This window comes from Buchnera aphidicola (Pseudoregma panicola) (assembly GCF_039376655.1).
Lineage (GTDB): Bacteria > Pseudomonadota > Gammaproteobacteria > Enterobacterales > Enterobacteriaceae > Buchnera_G > Buchnera_G aphidicola_C.
In genome coordinates this window covers 350087-370677 of sequence record NZ_CP135000.1, presented here as the reverse complement: position 1 = coordinate 370677, position 20591 = coordinate 350087, and the positions used below count along the sequence as shown (strand labels likewise).

Annotated in this window: 34 protein-coding genes and 1 tRNA gene; 33 read left to right on the top strand and 2 right to left on the bottom strand. The window is 22.7% G+C overall.

Annotated features, from left to right (window positions below):
• Positions 1–74: 74 nt before the first annotated feature.
• The 30 genes from fusA (at position 75) to rplQ (ending at position 17232) form a co-directional block, all read left to right on the top strand.
• Positions 75–2189 (top strand): elongation factor G, encoded by a 2115-nt coding sequence (gene fusA / locus RJT18_RS01810; RefSeq protein WP_343154737.1) that lies wholly within the window; start codon positions 75–77, stop codon positions 2187–2189.
• 63 nt (positions 2190–2252) lie between these two features.
• Positions 2253–3437: an elongation factor Tu gene (gene tuf, locus RJT18_RS01805; protein ID WP_343154736.1), complete on the top strand. Its 1185-nt coding sequence runs from the start codon at positions 2253–2255 to the stop codon at positions 3435–3437.
• Positions 3438–3621: 184 nt separating this feature from the next.
• Positions 3622–3933, top strand: coding sequence for a 30S ribosomal protein S10 (gene rpsJ, locus RJT18_RS01800; protein ID WP_343154735.1), 312 nt, complete (start codon positions 3622–3624; stop codon positions 3931–3933).
• Positions 3934–3985: 52 nt separating this feature from the next.
• On the top strand, positions 3986–4621 hold the full coding sequence (rplC, locus tag RJT18_RS01795) for a 50S ribosomal protein L3 (RefSeq protein ID WP_343154734.1): 636 nt from the start codon (positions 3986–3988) through the stop codon (positions 4619–4621).
• A gap of 12 nt (positions 4622–4633) precedes the next feature.
• The gene (gene rplD / locus RJT18_RS01790; protein ID WP_343154733.1) at positions 4634–5251 is read left to right on the top strand and encodes a 50S ribosomal protein L4; all 618 of its coding nucleotides are present in this window, start codon (positions 4634–4636) and stop codon (positions 5249–5251) included.
• Positions 5241–5540, top strand: a complete 300-nt coding sequence (locus tag RJT18_RS01785) for a 50S ribosomal protein L23 (protein WP_343154732.1) — start codon at positions 5241–5243, stop codon at positions 5538–5540. The genes rplD and RJT18_RS01785 overlap by 11 nt, the downstream gene beginning before the upstream one ends.
• 29 nt (positions 5541–5569) lie before the next feature.
• The gene (gene rplB / locus RJT18_RS01780) at positions 5570–6388 is read left to right on the top strand and encodes a 50S ribosomal protein L2 (RefSeq protein ID WP_343154731.1); all 819 of its coding nucleotides are present in this window, start codon (positions 5570–5572) and stop codon (positions 6386–6388) included.
• Between the two features lie 14 nt (positions 6389–6402).
• Entirely contained in the window at positions 6403–6699 is a 297-nt protein-coding gene (rpsS, locus tag RJT18_RS01775; protein WP_343154730.1) for a 30S ribosomal protein S19, read from the top strand.
• Between the two features lie 21 nt (positions 6700–6720).
• Positions 6721–7050: a 50S ribosomal protein L22 gene (rplV, locus tag RJT18_RS01770; protein WP_343154729.1), complete on the top strand. Its 330-nt coding sequence runs from the start codon at positions 6721–6723 to the stop codon at positions 7048–7050.
• A gap of 26 nt (positions 7051–7076) precedes the next feature.
• Positions 7077–7781, top strand: coding sequence for a 30S ribosomal protein S3 (rpsC, locus tag RJT18_RS01765; RefSeq protein WP_343154728.1), 705 nt, complete (start codon positions 7077–7079; stop codon positions 7779–7781).
• A gap of 21 nt (positions 7782–7802) precedes the next feature.
• Positions 7803–8216, top strand: a complete 414-nt coding sequence (rplP, locus tag RJT18_RS01760) for a 50S ribosomal protein L16 (protein WP_343154727.1) — start codon at positions 7803–7805, stop codon at positions 8214–8216.
• Positions 8210–8413, top strand: coding sequence for a 50S ribosomal protein L29 (locus RJT18_RS01755; protein ID WP_343154726.1), 204 nt, complete (start codon positions 8210–8212; stop codon positions 8411–8413). The genes rplP and RJT18_RS01755 overlap by 7 nt, the downstream gene beginning before the upstream one ends.
• Positions 8406–8654: a 30S ribosomal protein S17 gene (rpsQ, locus tag RJT18_RS01750; protein WP_428994277.1), complete on the top strand. Its 249-nt coding sequence runs from the start codon at positions 8406–8408 to the stop codon at positions 8652–8654. Before RJT18_RS01755 ends, rpsQ begins: the two co-directional genes overlap by 8 nt.
• 25 nt (positions 8655–8679) lie before the next feature.
• Positions 8680–9051, top strand: coding sequence for a 50S ribosomal protein L14 (gene rplN / locus RJT18_RS01745; protein ID WP_343154725.1), 372 nt, complete (start codon positions 8680–8682; stop codon positions 9049–9051).
• A 13-nt stretch (positions 9052–9064) separates the two neighbouring features.
• Positions 9065–9379, top strand: coding sequence for a 50S ribosomal protein L24 (gene rplX / locus RJT18_RS01740; RefSeq protein WP_343154724.1), 315 nt, complete (start codon positions 9065–9067; stop codon positions 9377–9379).
• Between the two features lie 41 nt (positions 9380–9420).
• Positions 9421–9960, top strand: coding sequence for a 50S ribosomal protein L5 (rplE, locus tag RJT18_RS01735; protein WP_343154723.1), 540 nt, complete (start codon positions 9421–9423; stop codon positions 9958–9960).
• Positions 9961–9978: 18 nt separating this feature from the next.
• On the top strand, positions 9979–10284 hold the full coding sequence (rpsN, locus tag RJT18_RS01730) for a 30S ribosomal protein S14 (protein ID WP_343154722.1): 306 nt from the start codon (positions 9979–9981) through the stop codon (positions 10282–10284).
• 41 nt (positions 10285–10325) lie between these two features.
• Complete coding sequence (rpsH, locus tag RJT18_RS01725; protein WP_343154721.1) at positions 10326–10706, top strand: 30S ribosomal protein S8; 381 nt, start codon at positions 10326–10328, stop codon at positions 10704–10706.
• Positions 10707–10757: 51 nt separating this feature from the next.
• Positions 10758–11291 (top strand): 50S ribosomal protein L6, encoded by a 534-nt coding sequence (rplF, locus tag RJT18_RS01720; RefSeq protein ID WP_343154720.1) that lies wholly within the window; start codon positions 10758–10760, stop codon positions 11289–11291.
• A 1-nt stretch (position 11292) separates the two neighbouring features.
• The gene (gene rplR, locus RJT18_RS01715; RefSeq protein ID WP_343154719.1) at positions 11293–11652 is read left to right on the top strand and encodes a 50S ribosomal protein L18; all 360 of its coding nucleotides are present in this window, start codon (positions 11293–11295) and stop codon (positions 11650–11652) included.
• 10 nt (positions 11653–11662) lie between these two features.
• Positions 11663–12172, top strand: a complete 510-nt coding sequence (gene rpsE, locus RJT18_RS01710) for a 30S ribosomal protein S5 (RefSeq protein WP_343154718.1) — start codon at positions 11663–11665, stop codon at positions 12170–12172.
• Positions 12173–12176: 4 nt separating this feature from the next.
• Entirely contained in the window at positions 12177–12362 is a 186-nt protein-coding gene (rpmD, locus tag RJT18_RS01705; RefSeq protein WP_343154717.1) for a 50S ribosomal protein L30, read from the top strand.
• A 4-nt stretch (positions 12363–12366) separates the two neighbouring features.
• Positions 12367–12804 (top strand): 50S ribosomal protein L15, encoded by a 438-nt coding sequence (gene rplO, locus RJT18_RS01700; RefSeq protein ID WP_343154716.1) that lies wholly within the window; start codon positions 12367–12369, stop codon positions 12802–12804.
• 17 nt (positions 12805–12821) lie between these two features.
• A complete protein-coding gene (gene secY, locus RJT18_RS01695) occupies positions 12822–14174 on the top strand; it encodes a preprotein translocase subunit SecY (RefSeq protein WP_343154715.1) in 1353 nt (450 codons plus the stop codon).
• A 14-nt stretch (positions 14175–14188) separates the two neighbouring features.
• Entirely contained in the window at positions 14189–14305 is a 117-nt protein-coding gene (gene rpmJ, locus RJT18_RS01690; protein WP_343154714.1) for a 50S ribosomal protein L36, read from the top strand.
• A 35-nt stretch (positions 14306–14340) separates the two neighbouring features.
• Positions 14341–14697, top strand: coding sequence for a 30S ribosomal protein S13 (gene rpsM, locus RJT18_RS01685; protein WP_343154713.1), 357 nt, complete (start codon positions 14341–14343; stop codon positions 14695–14697).
• A gap of 30 nt (positions 14698–14727) precedes the next feature.
• Positions 14728–15117 carry a 30S ribosomal protein S11 gene (gene rpsK, locus RJT18_RS01680; protein ID WP_343154712.1) on the top strand — a complete coding sequence of 130 codons (390 nt, stop codon included), beginning with the start codon at positions 14728–14730 and terminating at the stop codon, positions 15115–15117.
• Between the two features lie 22 nt (positions 15118–15139).
• Positions 15140–15760, top strand: a complete 621-nt coding sequence (rpsD, locus tag RJT18_RS01675) for a 30S ribosomal protein S4 (RefSeq protein ID WP_343154711.1) — start codon at positions 15140–15142, stop codon at positions 15758–15760.
• 30 nt (positions 15761–15790) lie between these two features.
• The gene (locus tag RJT18_RS01670) at positions 15791–16774 is read left to right on the top strand and encodes a DNA-directed RNA polymerase subunit alpha (RefSeq protein ID WP_343154710.1); all 984 of its coding nucleotides are present in this window, start codon (positions 15791–15793) and stop codon (positions 16772–16774) included.
• A gap of 59 nt (positions 16775–16833) precedes the next feature.
• The gene (rplQ, locus tag RJT18_RS01665) at positions 16834–17232 is read left to right on the top strand and encodes a 50S ribosomal protein L17 (RefSeq protein WP_343154709.1); all 399 of its coding nucleotides are present in this window, start codon (positions 16834–16836) and stop codon (positions 17230–17232) included.
• 79 nt (positions 17233–17311) lie between these two features.
• Here the strand turns inward: rplQ and fmt are convergent, their stop codons facing one another.
• Complete coding sequence (fmt, locus tag RJT18_RS01660) at positions 17312–18259, bottom strand: methionyl-tRNA formyltransferase (RefSeq protein ID WP_343154708.1); 948 nt, start codon at positions 18257–18259, stop codon at positions 17312–17314.
• Positions 18256–18759 carry a peptide deformylase gene (def, locus tag RJT18_RS01655; protein ID WP_343154707.1) on the bottom strand — a complete coding sequence of 168 codons (504 nt, stop codon included), beginning with the start codon at positions 18757–18759 and terminating at the stop codon, positions 18256–18258. The genes fmt and def overlap by 4 nt, the downstream gene beginning before the upstream one ends.
• 139 nt (positions 18760–18898) lie before the next feature.
• Between def and RJT18_RS01650 the strand changes: the two genes are divergently transcribed.
• The 3 genes from RJT18_RS01650 (at position 18899) to RJT18_RS01640 (ending at position 20491) form a co-directional block, all read left to right on the top strand.
• On the top strand, positions 18899–19468 hold the full coding sequence (locus RJT18_RS01650) for an L-threonylcarbamoyladenylate synthase (protein WP_343154706.1): 570 nt from the start codon (positions 18899–18901) through the stop codon (positions 19466–19468).
• A complete protein-coding gene (gene aroE / locus RJT18_RS01645; protein ID WP_343154705.1) occupies positions 19461–20303 on the top strand; it encodes a shikimate dehydrogenase in 843 nt (280 codons plus the stop codon). The genes RJT18_RS01650 and aroE overlap by 8 nt, the downstream gene beginning before the upstream one ends.
• Before the next feature lie 115 nt (positions 20304–20418).
• Positions 20419–20491: transfer RNA gene (locus tag RJT18_RS01640), tRNA-Glu, on the top strand.
• Positions 20492–20591: the final 100 nt, after the last annotated feature.

The following is a 20591-nucleotide window of genomic DNA, read 5'->3' as shown; positions in this document are numbered from 1 at the left end:
CAATTTTTTCTTTATAAACAATTTTATTAAAATATATTTTTATATTTTTAAAATATAACAAGATTATAAAAAATATGTCTAGAAAAACTAATATATCAAATTATAGAAACATAGGAATTAGTGCTCATATAGATGCAGGAAAAACTACTACTACAGAAAGAATTTTATTTTATACTGGAATAAATCATAAAATAGGTGAAGTTCATGATGGAGATGCAACAATGGATTGGATGGAGCAAGAGCAAGAAAGAGGAATTACTATCACATCAGCAGCTACAACTGCTTTTTGGTCAGGAATGTACAAACAATATGTCTCTCATAGAATAAATATAATTGATACTCCAGGTCATGTTGATTTTACTATAGAAGTAGAAAGATCTATGAGGATATTAGATGGTGTAGTAATGATATATTGTGCTGTAGGTGGAGTTCAACCTCAATCAGAAACTGTATGGAGACAATCTAATAAATATAAAGTGCCAAGAATTGCTTTTATAAATAAGATGGATAGAGTTGGTGCTAACTTTTTTAATGTTATAAATCAAATTAAAAATAGATTTAATATAATTACTGTACCTATACAATTGCCTATTGGTTCAGAAGAAAATTTTATTGGTGTAGTTGATTTAATAAAAATGAAGTCTATAATTTGGAATAATTATGATAAAGGAATTACTTTTAAACATTCTTCTATACCAAAAGATTTAATAGATATTTCTAATAAGTGGAGAAAACATTTAGTTGAAACTGTAGCAGAAGTTAGTGATAAATTTATGGAAATATATTTATCAGGTAAAGAATTTTCTGAAAAAGAATTAATAAAAGGTTTGAGAAAAAGATCTTTAAAAAATAAAGTTTTAATAATTACTTGTGGCTCTTCTTTTAAAAACAAAGGTGTTCAATCGTTGTTAGATGCAATAATAGATTTTTTGCCTTCTCCTAAAGATGTAAACTTTAATAAACATAATATTTCAAAGAATTTTTCTAAAAAAGAAAATTATAAAATAAAAAAACATGAAAATAATAAATATTTTTCTGCATTAGCATTTAAAATTTCTACTGATCCTTTTGTAGGAAGTTTAACATTTTTTAGAGTTTATTCAGGAATAATAAGATCTGGAGATATTATATTGAATTCTACCAAATCACAAAAAGAAAGACTTGGTAGAATAGTTCAGATGCATGCTAACAAAAGAGAGGAGATAAAAGAAGTTAGGTCAGGAGATATAGCTGCAGCTATAGGATTAAAAAATGTTACTACAGGAGATACTTTATGTGATCCTAAAAAAAAAATAATTTTGGAAAAAATAGAGTTTCCTGATCCAGTTATTTCTATAGCTATAGAACCTATGACTAAATCTGATCAAGAAAAAATGGGTATAGCTCTTGCTAGACTAGCCAAAGAAGATCCTTCTTTTAAGGTTCATATAGATCATGAATCTAATCAAACTATAATTTCAGGAATGGGTGAACTACATTTAGAAATAATCGTAGATAGAATGAAAAGAGAATTTGGAGTATGTGCTAATGTAGGAAAACCTAGAGTTGCATATAGAGAAACTATAAAGAACAAAGTTAATGATATAGAAGGAAAATATATAAAACAATCTGGAGGGAGAGGTCAGTATGGACATGTCGTAATAGATATATTTCCTATTGAAATGAATAAAGAAAATTATAAATTTATAAATAATATTAAAGGAGGTGTGATACCTTCTGAATATATTTCTGCTATAGACAAAGGAATACAAGAACAATTAAATTCAGGTCCTTTAGCTGGATATCCAGTAATTAATATAGGAGTTAGATTGCATTTTGGATCTTATCATGACGTTGATTCTTCAGAACTTGCATTTAAATTTGCTGCTTCAATAGCTTTTAAAAATGCATTTAAAATGGCAAAACCAATTTTATTAGAGCCTATTATGAAAGTGGAAATAGATACTCCAGAAGAATATATGGGTGATGTTATTGGAGATTTGAATAGAAGAAGAGGAAATATAGAAAATTTAGACGATAATTTTAATAATAAAATAATTGTTTCAAAAGTTCCATTATCAGAAATGTTTGGATATGCAACTGACTTAAGATCAAAAACTCAAGGTAGAGCTATGTATTCTATGGAATTTTTAAAATATTCAGAAATACCTGATAATATAACTTGTAAGATTTTAGAAAATAAAAAATAATAAGATTTTTTATATTTATATAATAAAAAAATTTTAACATATTAACAAAATAGAGTATAAAAAATGTCTAAAGAAAAGTTTGAACGTATAAAAACTCATATAAATGTTGGAACAATAGGACATGTTGATCATGGAAAGACAACTTTAACTTCAGCTATAACAACAGTTTTGTCAAAAAAATATGGAGGTTCAGCTAGAACATTTGAACAAATAGATAATGCTCCAGAAGAAAAGTCTAGAGGTATTACTATAAACACTTCTCATGTTGAATATGATACTTTAAAAAGACATTATGCTCATGTAGACTGCCCTGGACATGCTGATTATATAAAAAATATGATTACAGGTGCAGCTCAAATGGATGGAGCAATATTAGTAGTTTCTGCAACTGATGGTCCTATGCCTCAAACTAGAGAACATATACTTTTAGGAAGACAAGTTGGTGTTCCTTATATTATAGTGTTTTTAAATAAATGTGACATGGTAGAAGATGAAGAATTATTAGAATTAGTTGAAATGGAAGTTAGGGATCTTCTTACAGAGTATGATTTTCCTGGAGAGAAAACTCCAATAGTTAGAGGTTCAGCTTTAAAAGCTATAGAAGGAGATGAAAAATGGGAAAATAAAATTATAGAGTTATCTAATTTATTAGATACATATATTCCTGATCCTAAAAGGGAAATAAATGAACCATTTTTATTGCCTATAGAAGATGTATTTTCTATATCTGGAAGAGGAACAGTTGTTACAGGTAGAGTAGAAAAAGGAATAATAAAAGTTGGAGAAGAGGTTGAAATAGTTGGAATAAAACCTACTTCTAAAACTATATGTACAGGTGTAGAAATGTTTAGAAAATTGTTAGATGAAGGTAGAGCTGGTGAAAATGTAGGAGTTTTATTAAGAGGAACTAAAAGAGACGACATAGAAAGAGGTCAAGTGTTGTCAAAACCTGGATCTATTACTCCTCATAAAAAGTTTAGTTCTAAAGTATATATTCTTTCTAAAGAAGAAGGTGGTAGGCATACAGCATTTTTTAAAGGTTATAGACCTCAATTTTATTTTAGAACTACTGATGTAACAGGATTAATAGAATTACCTGATTCTATGGAAATGGTAATGCCTGGGGACAATGTTGAATTGAATATTACTTTAATACATCCAATAGCTATGACAGAGGGTTTAAGATTTGCTATACGAGAAGGTGGGAAAACTGTTGGAGCTGGTATAGTTTCAAAAATTATTGAATAAAAATTTCAGAAAAAGAGGAATTTATTATACCTCTTTTTCTATATAGTTAGTTTATACTAGTTTTTAAAATTTATATTTGATACAATTTATTTTTATATAAAAAATTTTATAATTTTTTATTTATTTTTTATTAACATATAATATTTTATATAAAAATTTATTTATGGAGAATATGTAATATATTATGAATAATCAGAGAATTAGGATAAGATTAAAAGCTTTTGATCACAGATTAATAGATCAATCTACTGAAGAAATTGTAGATACAGCTAAGAGAACTGGAGCTCAAGTTAGGGGACCTATACCATTACCTACTAGAAAAGAAAAATTTACTATATTAATATCTCCTCATGTAAATAAAGATGCTAGAGATCAATATGAAATATGTACTCATAAAAGACTTATAGACATTGTAGAGCCTACAGAAAAAACTGTTGATGCTTTAATGAGATTAGATTTAGCTGCAGGAGTAGATGTACAAATAGTTTTAGATTAGTATTAAATTTAAAAAAAATAATTTTAAACAATTTTATTATAGGTAATTTTATATGGTTGGATTAGTAGGTAAAAAGATAGGTTCTTCTATGATTTTTTCTAAAGAAGGAAATTTAATTCCAGTTACTATAATAGAAGTTAATAAAAATAGAATAGTTCAAGTAAAAAATTTAAAAAATGACAGATATTCTGCTATACAAGTTACTACTGGAATTAAAAATAAAAACAGAATTAATAGACCAAAATCTGGCCATTTTATTAAACATAATGTTCTTCCTGGAAGAGGATTATGGGAATTTAGAGTTAAAGAAAAAAATAATTTTTTTTCAGGTCAAATATTAAGTATTAGTATTTTGAAGAATTTTAATAAAGTAGATATAACCGGATTTTCTAAAGGAAAAGGTTTTTCTGGTACTATAAAAAGATGGAATTTTAGATCTCAGGACAATAGTCATGGTAATTCTTTATCACATAGAGCTCCTGGATCTATAGGTCAGAATCAAACTCCTGGTAGAGTTTTTAAAGGAAAAAAAATGTCTGGACATTTAGGAAACAAAAAAGTTACTATACAAAATTTAAGCATAGTTAGAATAAATGATAAAGATAATTTTCTATTTATAAAAGGAACTATTCCTGGATTTTCTAATAGTGATGTTATAATAAGACCATCTATAAAAGTTAAGAGGTAAATAATTTTTTATATGAAATTATTTTTGAAAGATAGTAATAATAATGATTTTATTAATTTATCAAATTCTATATTTAATAGATCTTTTAATATAAAATTAATACATCAAGTATTGTTATCATATATTTCTATTAGTAAGAAAGGTACTAAATCTCAGAAATCTAGAGCTGAAGTATCAGGTTCTGGAAAAAAACCATGGAAACAAAAAGGAACTGGTAGAGCGAGAGTAGGTTCAATAAGAAGTCCTATATGGAGATCAGGGGGTGTTACTTTTGCTTCTAGATGTAAAAATAATTTTAAAAAAATTAATAAAAAAATGTATAAAGGAGCTATAAAAAGTATTTTTTCTGAATTAATAAGAAAAAAAAAATTAATAGTTTTTAAAGAATTTAATATAAAATATCCTAAAACTAAATTATTAGTTAAAAAATTAGAATTTATAAATTTTAATAAGATATTAATAATATTAAATAATTTAAATAAAAACATATTTTTGTCTGCTAGAAACATGAAAAGAGTTTTTACGATAGAATATAGATTTATTAATCCAGTAGTATTATTATCTTATGATGTTGTAGTTACTAATTTAAATACTTTAAAAGAAATAGAGAAAAGTTTAAATGAAATTTAAAGAAAGAATTTTAAAAATTTTTAGAGGAATGCATATTTCTGAAAAATCTTCTATTATTTCTGAAAAAAAAAATAGTTTTATAATAAAAGTTTTAAAAAATGCTAATAAAAAAGAAATAAAAAAAATGTTAGAAAAAATTTTTAATGTAACTGTATTAAAAGTTAATACTTTAATAGTAAAAGGAAAAAGAAAAAACAATAGAAAAGGAACTTCAAATAAATATGGATTTAAAAAAGATTGGAAAAAAGTATATATAACTTTAAAAAAAGGTGATAGTTTTAATTTTTAAATATTTTTAAATATAATGGAAAATTTTATATGATAATAAAAAAAATAAAACCTACATCTCCTGGTAGAAGACATGTAATAAAGATAAAAAATAATAACTTATATAAAAAAAAACCTTTAAAATCTTTATTAAAAAAAATTGTAAAAACTGGTGGTAGAAATAATTCAGGAAGAATAACTACCAGACATATTGGAAGAGGTCATAAAAAAAAATATAGATATATAGATTTTAAAAGAAATAAGGACAATATACCAGCGATTGTTAAAAGAATTGAATATGATCCTAATAGGTCTTCAAATATAATTTTGATTTTATATAAAGATGGAACAAAAAGTTATATTTTAGAACCAAAAAATATTAAAATAGGTGATATTATTGTTTCAGGTAAAAAGGTTGAAATTAAATCTGGAAATTGTCTATGTATAAAAAATATTCCTACTGGAGAATATATACATAACATAGAAATTAAACCAGGAAAGGGCGCTCAAATATCTAGATCAGCTGGAAGTCATTCTCAACTTATATCTAAAGAAAAAAATTATGCATTTATAAGATTGCGTTCAGGAGAAGTTAGAAAGATACATTTAAATTGTAGAGCTACTATAGGTGAAGTTGGTAACATAAAACATATGTTAAGAAAGTTTGGAAAAGCTGGATGTAAAAGATGGTTAGGAATAAGACCTACTGTTAGAGGTACTGCTATGAATCCAGTAGATCATCCTCATGGAGGTGGTGAAGGAAAAAATTTTGGAAAACATCCTGTTAGTCCATGGGGTAAACAAACTAAAGGTAAAAAAACTAGAAATAATAAAAGAACGCAAAAATTTATTGTACATAGAAGAAAATAATAAAGGATAATATTATGCCTAGATCAGTTAGAAAGGGTCCTTTTATAGATGAAAGTTTATTTAAAAAAGTTGAAAAATCTTTAAAATTGAAAGATAGAAAACCAATAAAAACTTGGTCTCGAAGATCTACTATATTTCCTAATATGATAGGTTTAACTATTTCCGTACATAATGGCAGAAATCATATACCAGTTTTTATTACTGAAGAAATGGTTGGTCATAAATTAGGAGAGTTTTCTATGACTAGAACTTATAGAGGTCATAACATAGATAAAAAAATAAAAAAAAATGTTTCTGAAAAATCTAAATAATTTTTTTTTGGAGTTAAACAAATGGAAGTATATGCTATACATAAAAAAGCTAATTCTTCTTCTCAAAAAATTAGATTAGTTTCTAATCTTATATTAGGTAAAAGTGTTTCTTCAGCTATAGAAATATTAGAATTTAATAGAAAAAAAGCTTCTAATTTAATAATAAAAGTTTTATATTCTGCAATTGCAAATGCTGAGCATAATTATGGTTTAGATGTAGATAAACTTAAAGTAGTTAGAGTAAATATAGATAATGGACCTGTTATGAAAAGAATGATGCCTAGAGCTAAAGGTAGAGCTGATAGAATATTAAAAAGAACTAGTCATATAAAAATAGTAGTTTCTTATTAAGTATAAAAAATAAAAAGGTTAAAAATATGGGTCAAAAAGTTAATCCAAATGGTATGAGGCTAGGAATAATAAGACATTGGAATTCTATTTGGTATGCAAATAAAAAAAATTTTTCTAAAAATTTACAAAATGATTTTGAAGTTAGAAAATTTATATTTAAAAAATTAACAAAAGCCTCTATATCTAAAGTTGTTATTGAAAGACTTTCTAAAAGTATTAAAATAACTATATTTACTTCAAGACCTGGTATAGTAATTGGAAAAAAAGGAGAAGATATAGAAAAAATTAAATTAAAAATATTTAATTTAATTAAAATACCTGTGCAAATAAATATATCTGAAGTAAAAAGACCTGAATTAGATGCTAAATTAGTTGCTAATAATATAAGTTTACAACTAGAAAGAAGAATAATGTTTAGAAGAGTTATAAAAAGATCTGTTCAAAATGCTATGAGGCAAGGAGCAAAAGGAATAAAAATAGAAATTAGTGGAAGATTAGGAGGTGCTGAAATAGCAAGAAGAGAATGGTATAGAGAAGGCAGAGTTCCATTACATACATTAAGAGCAAATATTGAATATAGTTTTTCTGAAGCAAATACTACATATGGAATAATTGGTATAAAAGTTTGGATATTTAAAGGAGAAATTTTAGGAAAAATGGATGTTATGTTGAAATTAGAAAAACCTATTGTAAAATTTAAAAAAAATTTTAGAAGAAGAAGAATTAGATAAAAGGAGTAATATAAAAATATTATGTTGCAACCTAAGCGTACTAAATTTAGAAAGATGCATAAAGGAAAAAATAGAGGAACTTCTATAGGAAGTAATATTTGTTTTGGTAATTTTGGTTTAAAGGCTATTACTAGAGGAAGAATAACATCCAGACAAATAGAATCCGCTAGAAAAGTAATAAGTAGATTAATAAAAAAAGAGGGTAAAATGTGGATAAGAATATTTCCTGACAAACCTATTACTAGAAAGCCATTAGAAGTTAGAATGGGTAAGGGAAAAGGAAATGTTGAATATTGGGTGTTTTTAGTAAAACCAGGAAAAGTTTTATATGAAGTAGATGGAGTTACAGAAAAAATTTCCAGGAAAGCTTTTTTGTTAGCTTCAGCCAAATTATCTGTAAAAACAATTTTCATAAAAAAAGGTATAATATGGTAATAAATAAATATGATAATATAATAAATGATCTTAATGATAAGTTGTTTTTATTTTTAAAAGAAGAATTTAATTTAAAAATACAATTATTTTCAGGTAAATTAAAAAAAACTCATTTATTAAAATTTTGTAGAAAAAAAATTTCAAAATTGAAATTTTTAATTAGATTAAATGAGGTGAAGAATAAGAATAATGAATAATATTAAAACTTTAAAAGGATTAGTTATTAGTAATAAAATGAACAAAACTTGTGTAGTTTTAATAGAACGTTTTGTTAAACATAAAATTTATGGAAAATTTATTAAAAAACATACTAAAATTAAAGTTCATGATGAAAAAAATGAATGTTTTATAGGAGATTTAGTTGAAATTTCTCAGTGCAGACCAATATCTAAATATAAATTTTGGAAATTAATAAAAATTTTAAAAACCAGCAAATAATTTTAAAAAATTAAGGTTATAAAAAATGATTCAAGAGCAAACAATTTTAAATGTTGCAGATAATTCTGGAGCAAAATTAGTTCTTTGCATAAAAGTATTAGGTGGATCAAAAAGAAGATATGCAAATATTGGAGATATAATAAAAGTAGCAGTTCAAGAATCTTCTTCTAATGGAAAAGTTAAAAAAGGTGAAGTTTTAAAAGCTGTAGTTATTAGAACTAAAAAGGGAATTTCTAGATTGGATGGATCTTATATCAGATTTGATAAAAATTCTTGTGTATTGTTGAATAATGTAAATGAAACAATTATAGGAAGTAGAATTTTTGGTCCAGTTACTAGAGAAATTAGAGTGGAAAAATTTATGAAAATTGTTTCTTTAGCTTCAGAAGTACTTTAAGGGTAAATAATATATGTCTAAAAAGATTAGAAAAAATGATGAAGTAATAGTAATATCAGGGAAATATAAAGGTAAAAGAGGAATAATAAAAAAATTTATTTCTAAAAACAAAGTTATTGTTTCTGGAATAAATATTGTAAAAAAACATAAAAAAGCTGTTCCAGAAAAAAATGAATTAGGTGGTATAGTTGAGAAGGAATCTTATATACAAGTTTCTAATTTAAAAATTTTTAACAAAATTACAGGAAAATCTGATAGAGTAGGATTTAAATTTGAAGATGGTAAGAAAGTGCGTTTTTTTAAATCTAATAATAAAATTATAGATTAAAATAGTTTAAATAAAATAAATAAAATTTATGGAGATTAATAGTGTTGGAATTAAAAATTCTTTATAAGAGAAAAATAATAAATTATTTAATGAAAAAACTAAATTTTACATCTATTATGCAAGTTCCTAAGATTGAAAAAATTACTTTAAATATTGGAGATGGAAGTTGTAATTATAAAAAAAAAAATTTAATTAACATAATTTCTGATATTACTATGATTTCCGGGCAAAAACCAATAGTAACCAATGCAAAAAAATCTATATCTGGTTTTAAAATAAGACAAGGTCATCCTGTTGGTTGTAAAGTTACATTAAGAAAAAATAGAATGTGGGATTTTATAAATAGATTTATATATATAGTCGTTCCGAGAATTAGAGATTTTAGGGGTTTTAATAAAAAATCTTTTGATGGAAGAGGAAATTATAGTATAGGTATAAGAGAACAAATTATTTTTCCTGAAATAAATTATGAAAAAATAGATAAAACTAGAGGTTTAAATATTACAATAACTACTAATACTAATAATGATTCTTATTCGTTAGAATTATTAAAATCTTTAAATTTTCCATTTAAAAAGTAGTTTATAGAGAAAAATAACATGGCAAAAGAATCTATAAAAGCTAGAGAAAAAAAAAGAAAAATATTAAGTAAAAAATTTTTTAACATAAGAAAAAAATTAAAAAAAACTATATTTGATTTAAAAACTTCTGATAATGAAAAAATGAAAGCTATATTTAAATTACAAAAATTACCTAGAGATTCTAGTTTTTGTAGAATTAGAAATAGATGTTATATAACCGGAAGACCTCATGCGTTTTTAAGAAAATTTGGGTTAAGTAGAATAAAATTTAGAGAAGCTGCTATGAACGGAGAAATTCCAGGTTTAAAAAAATCAAGTTGGTAAAATTAATTTTTTATAAAAACATTATAGGATAATTTTTTAAAATGAGTATGCAAGATTCTGTTAGTGATATGTTAACTAGAATAAGAAATGGTCAATTTTCTAAAAAAATATATGTAATTGTAAAATTTTCTAAATTTAAAGTTTCTATTTTAGAAGTTTTAAAAAAAGAAGGATATATTAAAGATTTTTTAATTGATAAAAAAATAAAGATATTTTTAAAGTATTATAATGGTAATCCTGTAATAGAACATATAAAAAAGGTTAGTAAACCTAGTCTTAGAGTATATAAAAATAAAAAAAATATATATAAGGTAATTAATGGATTGGGAATTTCTATAATATCTACTTCTAGAGGTATTTTAACTGATTTTGAAGCTAGAAAATTAGGTATTGGTGGAGAAATATTATGTAATGTTTATTGATTTATAACATTAATTAATTTTTATTAATATAAAAATATTTGGAGTTTTTATATGTCTAGAATAGCTAAAAAGTCTATTTTAGTTCCTAATGATGTTAATGTAGTTATAAAAAAAAATAATATATATATAGATGGTATTTATGGTAAATTAAAATTTTTAATTAATAATTATGTATCTGTTAAATATGATAAAAATTTATTAATTTTTTGTGGTAAAAAAAATTTTAACAAATCATGGATGTATGCTGGTACTTGTAGATCTTTAGTATCTTCTATGATATATGGAGTTAAAAATAAATTTTTTAAAACATTAATATTGTCTGGAGTTGGATATAAAGTTTTTTTAAATGAAAATATTGTAAATTTAAATTTAGGATATTCTCATATAATAAAATATAAATTACCTAATGGAGTATTAGCTAATTGTAATTCAGCAACTAAAATAACTTTAAGTGGAGTAAATAAACAATTAGTTTTTCAAACTGCAGCAAATTTAAGATTATATAAAGTTCCTGAGCCATATAAGGGAAAAGGAATACATTATGAAAATGAAATAATAAGAAGAAAAGAGGCTAAAAAGAAGTAAAATGAGTATTTTTAAAAAAAAAGATGCTAGAATTAAAAGATTTTTGAAATATAGAGAAAAATTTAAAAAATTAAAAAGTATAAGATTAGTAGTGCATAGAAGTTCTAGAAATATTTATGCTCAAATAATTTCTTCAAATAATTTTGTAATAGTTTCTGCTTCTACATTAGAAAAAAATATTAAAAAAAATATTTGTTATCCTGGAAATAAAAAATCAGCAAAATTAATTGGTAAAAAAATAGCTTTACGTTCTTTAAAAAATGGAATAAAAAAAGTTTCATTTGATCGTTCTGGATTTAAATATCATGGGAGAATTAGAAAACTAGCTGAATCTGCCAGAAAATATGGTTTAAAATTTTAGGAATATTTTTATGAAAAATTTAGATAATAAAAAGAATAATGAATTTCAAGAAAAACTTATTTCAGTAAATAGGGTTTCAAAAACTGTGAAAGGTGGTAGAGTCTTTTCTTTTACTGCTTTGACTGTAGTGGGAAATAAAAATGGAAAAGTTGGTTTTGGATATGGAAAGTCTAAAGAAGTTCCTTCTGCTATACAAAAAGCTATGGAAAAAGCTAGAAAAAATATGATAACTTTTTTTTTAAATAAAAATACTTTACAATATTCTATTAAAGAAACTTTTACAGGTTCTACTATTTTTATGAAACCAGCTTCTGATGGAACAGGTATCATTGCTGGAGGAGCTATGCGTGCTGTTTTTGAAGTATCTGGTGTATTCAACGTATTAGCTAAAACTTATGGATCTACCAATCCTATAAATGTAGTTAGAGCTACTATAAATGGTTTGAAAAATATGCAATCTCCTAATTTAGTTTCTAAGAAAAGAAATAAAACAATAAATGTTTTTTTTGGAAAAAATTAAAAATATGAATTTTAAACGATTAAAAATAACTCAAATAAGAAGTTCAATAGGAATATTGCCTAAACATAAATTAACTTTGCTAGCATTAGGTTTAAAAAAAATAGGAAGTTTTAAAAATTTAGATAATAATCTTTCAATTTCTGGTATGATAAAAAAAATAAGTTATATGTTAAAAATAGAGGAATTATAATTTTATGTTACTTAAAAATATAATGTTATATAAAGACAGATCAAAAAGAAAAAAAAGATGTGGTAGAGGTATAGGATCAGGATTAGGAAAAACTTCAGGAAGAGGTCATAAAGGTCAAAAATCTAGAAAAGGATCTTCAATAAGAATAGGTTTTGAAGGCGGTCAAACGCCTTTATATAAAAGATCTCCTAAATTTGGTTTTACTTCTAAAAAAAATATTTTTACTAAAGAAATAAAATTTAGCAAAATAAATCATTTGTTAAAAAAATATGATTTTTTTAATTTAAATTTATTAAAAAATAACAGTATTGTTAAAAAAAATGTAAAATATGTAAAGTTTATAGGAACTGGAAATATAAATAAACCAATTATATTAAAAGGATTAAAAACTACAAAAAATTTGTCTTTTATAATAAAAAAGTTTGGTGGTAAAATAAAATAGGTAATATAATATATATTATGGTAAATAAATTAAATAATTCAGTTAATAAATTTTCTAATAAAAATTTTTCTAGAAATAAAAATGAATTAAAAAATAGAATTTTGTTTCTTATAATGGCAATTATTATTTTTAGAATAGGATCTTTAATACCAATTCCAGGAATTAATATTGAAGTTTTATCTAATATATTATATCAAAATAGTGGAAATTTGTTAGATATGTTAAATGTATTTTCTGGAGGATCTATTAGTAAAGCATCTATATTTTCTTTAGGTATAATGCCATATATATCTTCATCTATAATAATTCAACTTCTTACTTTTATAAGCACAAAATTTAAAAGCATGAAAAAAAATGGAGAAATTGGAAAAATACAAATTAATAGATATACAAAATATCTTTCTTTCATTTTATCAATTATTCAATCTATTTGTATATCTATTAGTTTGCCACACATATATATATTTAAAAATTTAGTTATAAATTCAGGAATATGTTTTTATATTTTATGTTCTTTAAGCTTGATGACAGGTACTATGTTTTTAATATGGCTTGGAGATCTTATTACTAAGTATAGTATAGGAAATGGAATGTCTATTATAATATTTTTAGGAATAATATCTGGCATTCCGCGTTCTATTATAAATGTTATAGAAAAATTTAGATTAGAAAATATTAATTATTTTTTATTTTTATTTTTAATTTTTTTTATATTTTGTGTAATTTTTTTAGTTACTTTTATAGAAAGAAGTTACTATAAAATAAATATTCAATATGCTAACATAAATCATAGAAAAATGTCGTATATTTCTAATAATAGTTATTTACCTCTTAAAGTAAATATAGTAGGAGTAGTTCCAGCAATATTTGCATCTAGTATAGTTTTATTGCCATATACAATACTATCTTGGATAGTAAGTTTTCATAAAAATGATTTTTTAATAAATTTTTTAAAATATTTTCAACCAAATAGTTTTTTTTATACATCTAGTTATATTTTTTTAATAGTATTTTTTTGTTTTTTTTATACTAATTTAACGTTTAATTCTAAGGATACGTCAGAAAATTTAAAAAAATCTGGAGCTTTTATAAAAGGAATTAGACCAGGTAATAATACTTCTGAATATATCAAGAAAATTGTTACTAAATTGACTTTTATAGGTTCTATATATATGTCTTTTATTTGCATGGTTCCTGAATTTGTAAAATATTTTTTAAATTTTAATTTATATTTTGGTGGAACTTCTTTGTTAATAGTAATAGTGGTTATTATAGATTGTATTAGTCAAATACAAAATATTATTGTTTCTAATATATATTATAAAAATTTTCAAAATTCTAGTAATAAAATTGAAAATAGTTTTTTTTAAATTAAAGGTTTTATATGAAAGTAAGAACTTCTGTTAAAAGATTATGTAAATCATGTAAAATAGTAAAAAGAAATAATGTAATTGTTGTAACTTGTAAAAATGATAAAAAACATAAGCAAAGGCAAGGGTAGTTATTAAAAATTTAAAATTAGGAATTTCATAAAATATGATTCGTATTCAAGGCATTAATATAGAAAATAATAAACATGTAAATATAGCTTTAAGTATGATATATGGTATTGGAAAATCAAGAGCTAATTATATTTGTAAAAATTTGAATATATCATATTTTTCAAAAATAGGTTCTTTGGATGAAAAATTATTAGATTTGTTAAGAGAAAGTATATCTAAATTTGTTATAGAAGGTGATTTAAGAAGAAAAAATAAATTATGTATAAAAAGATTAATGGATTTAGGTTGTTATAGAGGACTAAGACATAGAAGAGGTCTGCCAGTAAGAGGTCAAAGAACTAAAACAAATGCTAGAACTAGAAAAGGTCCTAGAAAAATATTGAAAAAATAATTTTTAATTAAAAATATAAAGAGTAATAAAATGAAAAAAGTTTTGACAAAATCTAAAAAAAAAATTAAAAAACATATTACAGATGGAATAGCTCATATTCATGCTTCTTTTAATAATACTATTGTAACTATTACAGATAAAAAAGGAAATACATTGAGTTGGGCTACATCTGGCGGATCTGGTTTTAGAGGATCTAGGAAGTCTACTCCATTTGCTGCTCAGGTTGCAGCTGAAAAATGTTCTGAATCTGTAAAATCTTATAATATAAAAAATTTAGAAATAATGGTAAAAGGTCCAGGTCCTGGAAGAGAATCAGCAATTAGAGCTTTTAATTCTGCAGGATTTAAGATAACTAATATTATTGATGTAACTCCAATACCTCATAATGGATGCAGACCTTCAAAAAAAAGAAGAGTATAAATATTATTATTAGGAAAAAAACATGGCAAAATATTTAGGACCTAAATTAAAATTAAGTAGAAGAGAGGGTACAGATTTGTTTTTAAAATCTGGGTTAAGATCTATAGATACTAAATGTAAAATTTCTAGTTTTCCTGGTCAACATGGTATAAAGAAAACTAGAATTTCAGATTATGGTGTTCAATTTAGAGAAAAGCAAAAAGTTAAAAGGTTATATGGAATTTTAGAAAAACAATTTAGAAATTATTATAAAAAAGCGTCAAAAATAAAGGGAAATACTGGAGAAAATTTATTAAAACTTTTAGAAAGAAGATTAGATAATGTAGTATATAGAATGGGTTTTGGAAGTACTAGATCAGAATCTAGACAATTGGTTAGCCATAAAACTATTTTAGTAAATGATAAAATAGTTAATATTCCATCATATCAAGTAAATATAAATGATATTATAAAAATAAAAAAAAGTTCTAAAAATCAATCTAGAATAAAGGCTTCATTAGAAATTTCTAAACAATATGAAAAATTTTTATGGATAGACGTTAACATTTCTGATATGATTGGAACTTTTAAACAAATACCAGAAAGAAATGATTTATCTTCTGATATAAATGAACATCTTATAGTAGAATTTTATTCTAAATAATATTTGTTTTAATTTAATAATGGAGGTATTATGTATCATAGTTTTATCTCTACACTATTAAAGCCAAAATTAGTTGATATAAAAAAAATTACTTCAAACAAATCTAGAGTTACTTTAGAGCCATTAGAGAGAGGATTTGGTAATACTTTAGGAAATGCTTTAAGAAGAATATTACTGTCTTCTATTCCTGGATGTGCTATTACAGAAGTTTTTATAGAAGGAGTATTACATGAGTATAGTACAAAAGATGGTGTTAAAGAAGATATAATAAATATATTGTTAAATTTAAAAGAACTTCCAGTTAAAATACATAGTAAAGATTTTTCATTTATGACTATAGAAAAATATGGAGAATGCAATGTTGTTGCTTCTGATATTTCTCATGATGGAGATATAGAAATAATAAAATTAAAACATTTTATTTGTAGTCTTACTTCTAAAAATTCATCAATAAAAATGAGAATTAAAGCAGAAAAAGGTATAGGATATTCTCCTGCTTCTAGTAGAATTGATAACAAAGATTCTTCTTTAGGTAGATTATTATTAGATGCTTGGTATAGTCCTATTAATCATATATCTTATAATGTAGAATCAGCTAGAGTAAAACAAAGAACTGATTTAGACAAATTAATAATATTTATAGAAACTAATGGAACAATTGATCCTGAGAGTGCGATAAGATATGCTTCTACAATTTTATCAGAACAGTTGGAATCTTTTATATACTTAAAAGATATTAAAAAAAATAAAGTAAAAGAGAAAAAGCCTAAGTTTGATCCAGCTTTGTTAAGACCAGTAGATGATTTAGAATTAACTGTAAGGTCTGCTAATTGTTTAAAATCTGAATCCGTGCATTATATAGGTGATTTAATACAAAAAACAGAAGTAGAGCTTTTAAAAACTCCTAATTTAGGTAAAAAATCTCTTACTGAAATAAAAGATGTTTTAGCTTCTAGAAATCTATTTTTAGGAACTAAATTAAAAAATTGGCCACCTAAAGATTTATTAGAGTAGAACTTTTGTATATTTTATTTTTATATTAAAAAATTTTATATTTTTTTTGGAGAGTTTTTATGAGACATAAAAAATCTGGAAAAAAATTTAATCGTACAAGAAGTCATTTTAAATCGATGATTAAAAATATGATGTGTTCTTTGTTTGAATATGAAAGAATTAAAACCACTTTAGAAAAAGCTAAAGAATTAAGAAAATTTTCAGAAAAAATAATTACTATTGCAAAAATAGACTCTTTACATAATAGAAGAATAGTTTTTTCTAGGATAAGGAATATATATATGGTAAAGAAACTTTTTATTGATATAGCACCATTTTTTTTAAAAAGACAAGGAGGATATACTAGAATTTTAAAATGTGGATTTAGAAGTGGAGACAATGCTTCAATGTCTTATATAGAATTAGTAGGTAGAAAAAAAACAATGTTGTTAAAAAAAAATTATAAAAAAAATGTATAAATATTTTTCATATGAAATATTATAAATAATAGTTATTTTTTATAACTATTATTTATATAAATTTTTATAAAATTTATTTTTATTTAATTACATCTCCGATTTTAAAAAAATTTTTATATCCATTATATATGTCTATAGAATTTATTATTTTTTTTCCTTCTAATTGAATTTTTTTTATTATTAGATAATTTTCTTTTGTTCCTACATATATTCCATTTTTTGAAATTTTAATTATTTTTCCATGTAAACACTTTTTTTTAGAAAAAAATATTTTAGATTCTATTATTTTGATTCTTTTTTTTTTATATATAAAATAATTTCCTGGATTTGGGAAAAAGGCTCTTATAGATCTTTCTATATCTATTGCTTTTTTTGACCAAACTAATTTTGTTTCTGACTTTTTAATTTTATGTGCATATAAATTATTATTTTTTATGTCCTTTTGTTTATGTTCTTTATTTTTATAAATATTTTTTAGGGTTAAAAACATACATTTTATTCCAATATTACATAATTTTTTAGATAAACTTAAAAATGTATCTTTTTTTTCTATTTTACATTTTTTTTTATATAATATGTTTCCTGAATCAATTTTTTCATTTATTAATATAATACTAATACCAGTTTCTTTATCTCCATTTAATATTGCTCTTTGTATTGGAGAGGGGCCCTTCCATCTTGGCAAAATAGAAGGATGTATATTTATTGCTTTTAGAGGAAAAATATTTATTATTTTTTCAGGTATTTTTTCTCCATATGCAACTATTATCATTATATCTGGATTTTTTTTTTTAATTTTTCTTATTATTTTTGAGTTATTTAAATTGGTTTTATAAATTACTGGTATAAAATTTTTTTTTGCAATTTTTTCCACTTCAGAAATACATTTTCTTTTAAAAAATATTCTTTTTGTTATAACTTTTGTTATTTTATGTTTTGATTTTATTAAAGATTTTAAGTATTTTTTAGCAAAATCAGTAGTACCAACAAAAACTATTTTTAGTCTTTTTTTTATTTTTGTTTTCATTTTATTTTTTTATACATTTTTTTCATCTTTTTTTTTATAATATTTTTTTTTAAATCAGAAAGATAATCTATAAAAAGTTTTCCTGATAAATGATCTATTTCATGTTGTATACATATTGATAGTAAAGATTTAGCTTTTATTTTTATTTTTTTTCCATAATAATTTAAAGCTTTTATATTTAAATATTTATATCTTGGAACAATAGCTTGTTGATTTGGAAATGATAAACATCCTTCACTTTTTAATATTTTTTTTTTTTTTTTTATTATTTTAGGATTTATTATTATAATCTTTTTGTTAACATTTTCTGTATCTATTATTGTTATTATTTGCAAAGGAATTCCAACTTGAATTGCAGATAAACCTATGCCATTTTCTAATATCATAGTTTTAAACATTTTATCTATTATATTTTGAATTTTTTTATCTATTTTTACTACGGGTTTTGATATATATCTTAATTTTTTATTAGGATATTTTAATATTTTTAATGTTTTCATTATTTTTTTGTTTAAAATATTTTTTTTATATGATAATATTTTATATTCATATAATTTTATTATCTTTAATTATATTAAATAAATCAATATAAAAATTATTATATGTATTTTGTTTATAATTTTTTTTTATAAGTTTTTTATGTATATTGAATGTCAAAAAAATATAAATAAATGTATTATGCATTTAAAAAATGGAAAATTAGTTATATATCCTACTGAATCAGTATTTGGAATAGGATGTGATCCTGATAATGAAAAAGCTATTGTAAATTTATTGAAAATAAAAAATAGAAATGTAAAAAAAGGTTTGATAATAATATCTCATGATTATAGACATGTAAAAAAATATATTTCTATAAAAAATGTTTCTAAAAATAATTTAAAAAAATTTTATAAATTTTGGCCTGGAAACTTTACTCTTTTACATCCTGCTAATAAAAATGTATCTTTTTATATAAAAGGACATTCTAAACTAGTAGCAATAAGAATAACTAAAAATAAATTTGTAAAAAGTTTATGTAAAAATTTTGGAAAAGCAATAATATCTACTAGTGCTAATTTAAGTGGTTTTAGTCCTTGTAGAAATATAAAAGAAGTTTTAAAGCAATTTGGTAAAAAATTTTGTATTATGAATGGTTATGTTGACTTAAAAAAAAATCCTTCTACTATAATAAATATTATAAATGGAGAATATATTAGAAATGGTTGATTTAGATAATTTTTATATTTCTCTTTTTGGAAATCCAGTTAGTCATTCTTTATCTCCAGTTGTACATAAAATTTTTTCTAAACAAATTAATATTAAATATTTTTATAAAACTGTTTTAACTCCAAAAAATTGTTTAAACATTTTTTTAAAAAAGTTTTTTAAAGAAAAATATAATTTAGGAGCTAATATAACATTACCATATAAAAAAAAAATAATTCAACATATAGATATTTTAACTAATAGAGCAAAAATTTGTGGATCAGTAAATACTTTAAAGAAAATTGAAGATAATGTTTTATTAGGAGACAATACTGATGGAATAGGTATTATAGCAGATTTAAAAAGATTAAATTTTCTTAAGGAAAAAAATAATATTTTGTTAATTGGTGCAGGTGGGGCTGCTTATGGAATAGTTCCAAATTTAATTTCTAAAAACAATAATATATATATATATAATAGAACTTTTTATAAAGCAAAAATTTTATCAGAAAAATTTAATAAATTTGGAAATATATTTTATTTAAAAAATAAAACAATAAAAAATTATAATTTTGATTTAATAATAAACGCCACTTCTAGTGGGGTTTTTAATCAAGTTCCAGATATTCCTAAATCTATTATTTCAGAAAATTCTTATTGTTATGATTTATGTTTTAAAAAAAATGGTAGAATAACTCCTTTTTTAAAATGGTGTAAAAAACATGGATCAAATTATTTACAAGATGGAATAGGAATGTTAGTTTGTCAAGCTGCTCATTCTTGTTTTTTATGGTTTAAAAAATTTCCGAATATAAAAAAAACTATAATAAAGTTAAAAAATAAAATAAAAATTTAATTTTTTAAAAAATAATTTAATAAACTTCTTGACTCTTTTTTTTCATTATGTAGTATTAATATTTATAGTATATAAAGTTATGTTATTAGAAAATTTATTTTAATATTTTTTTTTAGTCCCCTTCGTCTAGAGGTTTAGGACACTGCCCTTTCACGGCGGCAACAGGGGTTCAAATCCCCTAGGGGACAAGAAATTTATTTTCTTATAATATTTTATTTTTTCATATTATTGTTAATTTAATTTTATATAGTTAAATTAATAATAATGCTCTTTAAAAAATCAGAATTT

What these genes read in the sequence shown, in the direction of transcription:
- rplX (WP_343154724.1), top strand. Translation starts at nt 9,065, where the DNA reads ATGTCTAAAAAGATTAGAAAAAATGATGAAGTAATAGTAATATCAGGG.
- rplP (WP_343154727.1), top strand. Translation starts at nt 7,803, where the DNA reads ATGTTGCAACCTAAGCGTACTAAATTTAGAAAGATGCATAAAGGAAAA.
- rpsQ (WP_428994277.1), top strand. Translation starts at nt 8,406, where the DNA reads ATGAATAATATTAAAACTTTAAAAGGATTAGTTATTAGTAATAAAATG.
- rpmD (WP_343154717.1), top strand. Translation starts at nt 12,177, where the DNA reads ATGAATTTTAAACGATTAAAAATAACTCAAATAAGAAGTTCAATAGGA.
- rplQ (WP_343154709.1), top strand. Translation starts at nt 16,834, where the DNA reads ATGAGACATAAAAAATCTGGAAAAAAATTTAATCGTACAAGAAGTCAT.
- rpsJ (WP_343154735.1), top strand. Translation starts at nt 3,622, where the DNA reads ATGAATAATCAGAGAATTAGGATAAGATTAAAAGCTTTTGATCACAGA.
- secY (WP_343154715.1), top strand. Translation starts at nt 12,822, where the DNA reads ATGGTAAATAAATTAAATAATTCAGTTAATAAATTTTCTAATAAAAAT.
- rpsS (WP_343154730.1), top strand. Translation starts at nt 6,403, where the DNA reads ATGCCTAGATCAGTTAGAAAGGGTCCTTTTATAGATGAAAGTTTATTT.
- rplV (WP_343154729.1), top strand. Translation starts at nt 6,721, where the DNA reads ATGGAAGTATATGCTATACATAAAAAAGCTAATTCTTCTTCTCAAAAA.
- rplF (WP_343154720.1), top strand. Translation starts at nt 10,758, where the DNA reads ATGTCTAGAATAGCTAAAAAGTCTATTTTAGTTCCTAATGATGTTAAT.
- def (WP_343154707.1), bottom strand. Translation starts at nt 18,759, where the DNA reads ATGAAAACATTAAAAATATTAAAATATCCTAATAAAAAATTAAGATAT.
- RJT18_RS01670 (WP_343154710.1), top strand. Translation starts at nt 15,791, where the DNA reads ATGTATCATAGTTTTATCTCTACACTATTAAAGCCAAAATTAGTTGAT.
- rplD (WP_343154733.1), top strand. Translation starts at nt 4,634, where the DNA reads ATGAAATTATTTTTGAAAGATAGTAATAATAATGATTTTATTAATTTA.
- rplC (WP_343154734.1), top strand. Translation starts at nt 3,986, where the DNA reads ATGGTTGGATTAGTAGGTAAAAAGATAGGTTCTTCTATGATTTTTTCT.
- rplR (WP_343154719.1), top strand. Translation starts at nt 11,293, where the DNA reads ATGAGTATTTTTAAAAAAAAAGATGCTAGAATTAAAAGATTTTTGAAA.
- rplO (WP_343154716.1), top strand. Translation starts at nt 12,367, where the DNA reads ATGTTACTTAAAAATATAATGTTATATAAAGACAGATCAAAAAGAAAA.
- fmt (WP_343154708.1), bottom strand. Translation starts at nt 18,259, where the DNA reads ATGAAAACAAAAATAAAAAAAAGACTAAAAATAGTTTTTGTTGGTACT.
- rpmJ (WP_343154714.1), top strand. Translation starts at nt 14,189, where the DNA reads ATGAAAGTAAGAACTTCTGTTAAAAGATTATGTAAATCATGTAAAATA.
- RJT18_RS01650 (WP_343154706.1), top strand. Translation starts at nt 18,899, where the DNA reads ATGTATATTGAATGTCAAAAAAATATAAATAAATGTATTATGCATTTA.
- fusA (WP_343154737.1), top strand. Translation starts at nt 75, where the DNA reads ATGTCTAGAAAAACTAATATATCAAATTATAGAAACATAGGAATTAGT.
- rplN (WP_343154725.1), top strand. Translation starts at nt 8,680, where the DNA reads ATGATTCAAGAGCAAACAATTTTAAATGTTGCAGATAATTCTGGAGCA.
- rplB (WP_343154731.1), top strand. Translation starts at nt 5,570, where the DNA reads ATGATAATAAAAAAAATAAAACCTACATCTCCTGGTAGAAGACATGTA.
- rpsM (WP_343154713.1), top strand. Translation starts at nt 14,341, where the DNA reads ATGATTCGTATTCAAGGCATTAATATAGAAAATAATAAACATGTAAAT.
- rpsK (WP_343154712.1), top strand. Translation starts at nt 14,728, where the DNA reads ATGAAAAAAGTTTTGACAAAATCTAAAAAAAAAATTAAAAAACATATT.
- rpsD (WP_343154711.1), top strand. Translation starts at nt 15,140, where the DNA reads ATGGCAAAATATTTAGGACCTAAATTAAAATTAAGTAGAAGAGAGGGT.
- rpsC (WP_343154728.1), top strand. Translation starts at nt 7,077, where the DNA reads ATGGGTCAAAAAGTTAATCCAAATGGTATGAGGCTAGGAATAATAAGA.
- tuf (WP_343154736.1), top strand. Translation starts at nt 2,253, where the DNA reads ATGTCTAAAGAAAAGTTTGAACGTATAAAAACTCATATAAATGTTGGA.
- RJT18_RS01755 (WP_343154726.1), top strand. Translation starts at nt 8,210, where the DNA reads ATGGTAATAAATAAATATGATAATATAATAAATGATCTTAATGATAAG.
- rpsN (WP_343154722.1), top strand. Translation starts at nt 9,979, where the DNA reads ATGGCAAAAGAATCTATAAAAGCTAGAGAAAAAAAAAGAAAAATATTA.
- RJT18_RS01785 (WP_343154732.1), top strand. Translation starts at nt 5,241, where the DNA reads ATGAAATTTAAAGAAAGAATTTTAAAAATTTTTAGAGGAATGCATATT.
- rpsE (WP_343154718.1), top strand. Translation starts at nt 11,663, where the DNA reads ATGAAAAATTTAGATAATAAAAAGAATAATGAATTTCAAGAAAAACTT.
- rpsH (WP_343154721.1), top strand. Translation starts at nt 10,326, where the DNA reads ATGAGTATGCAAGATTCTGTTAGTGATATGTTAACTAGAATAAGAAAT.
- aroE (WP_343154705.1), top strand. Translation starts at nt 19,461, where the DNA reads ATGGTTGATTTAGATAATTTTTATATTTCTCTTTTTGGAAATCCAGTT.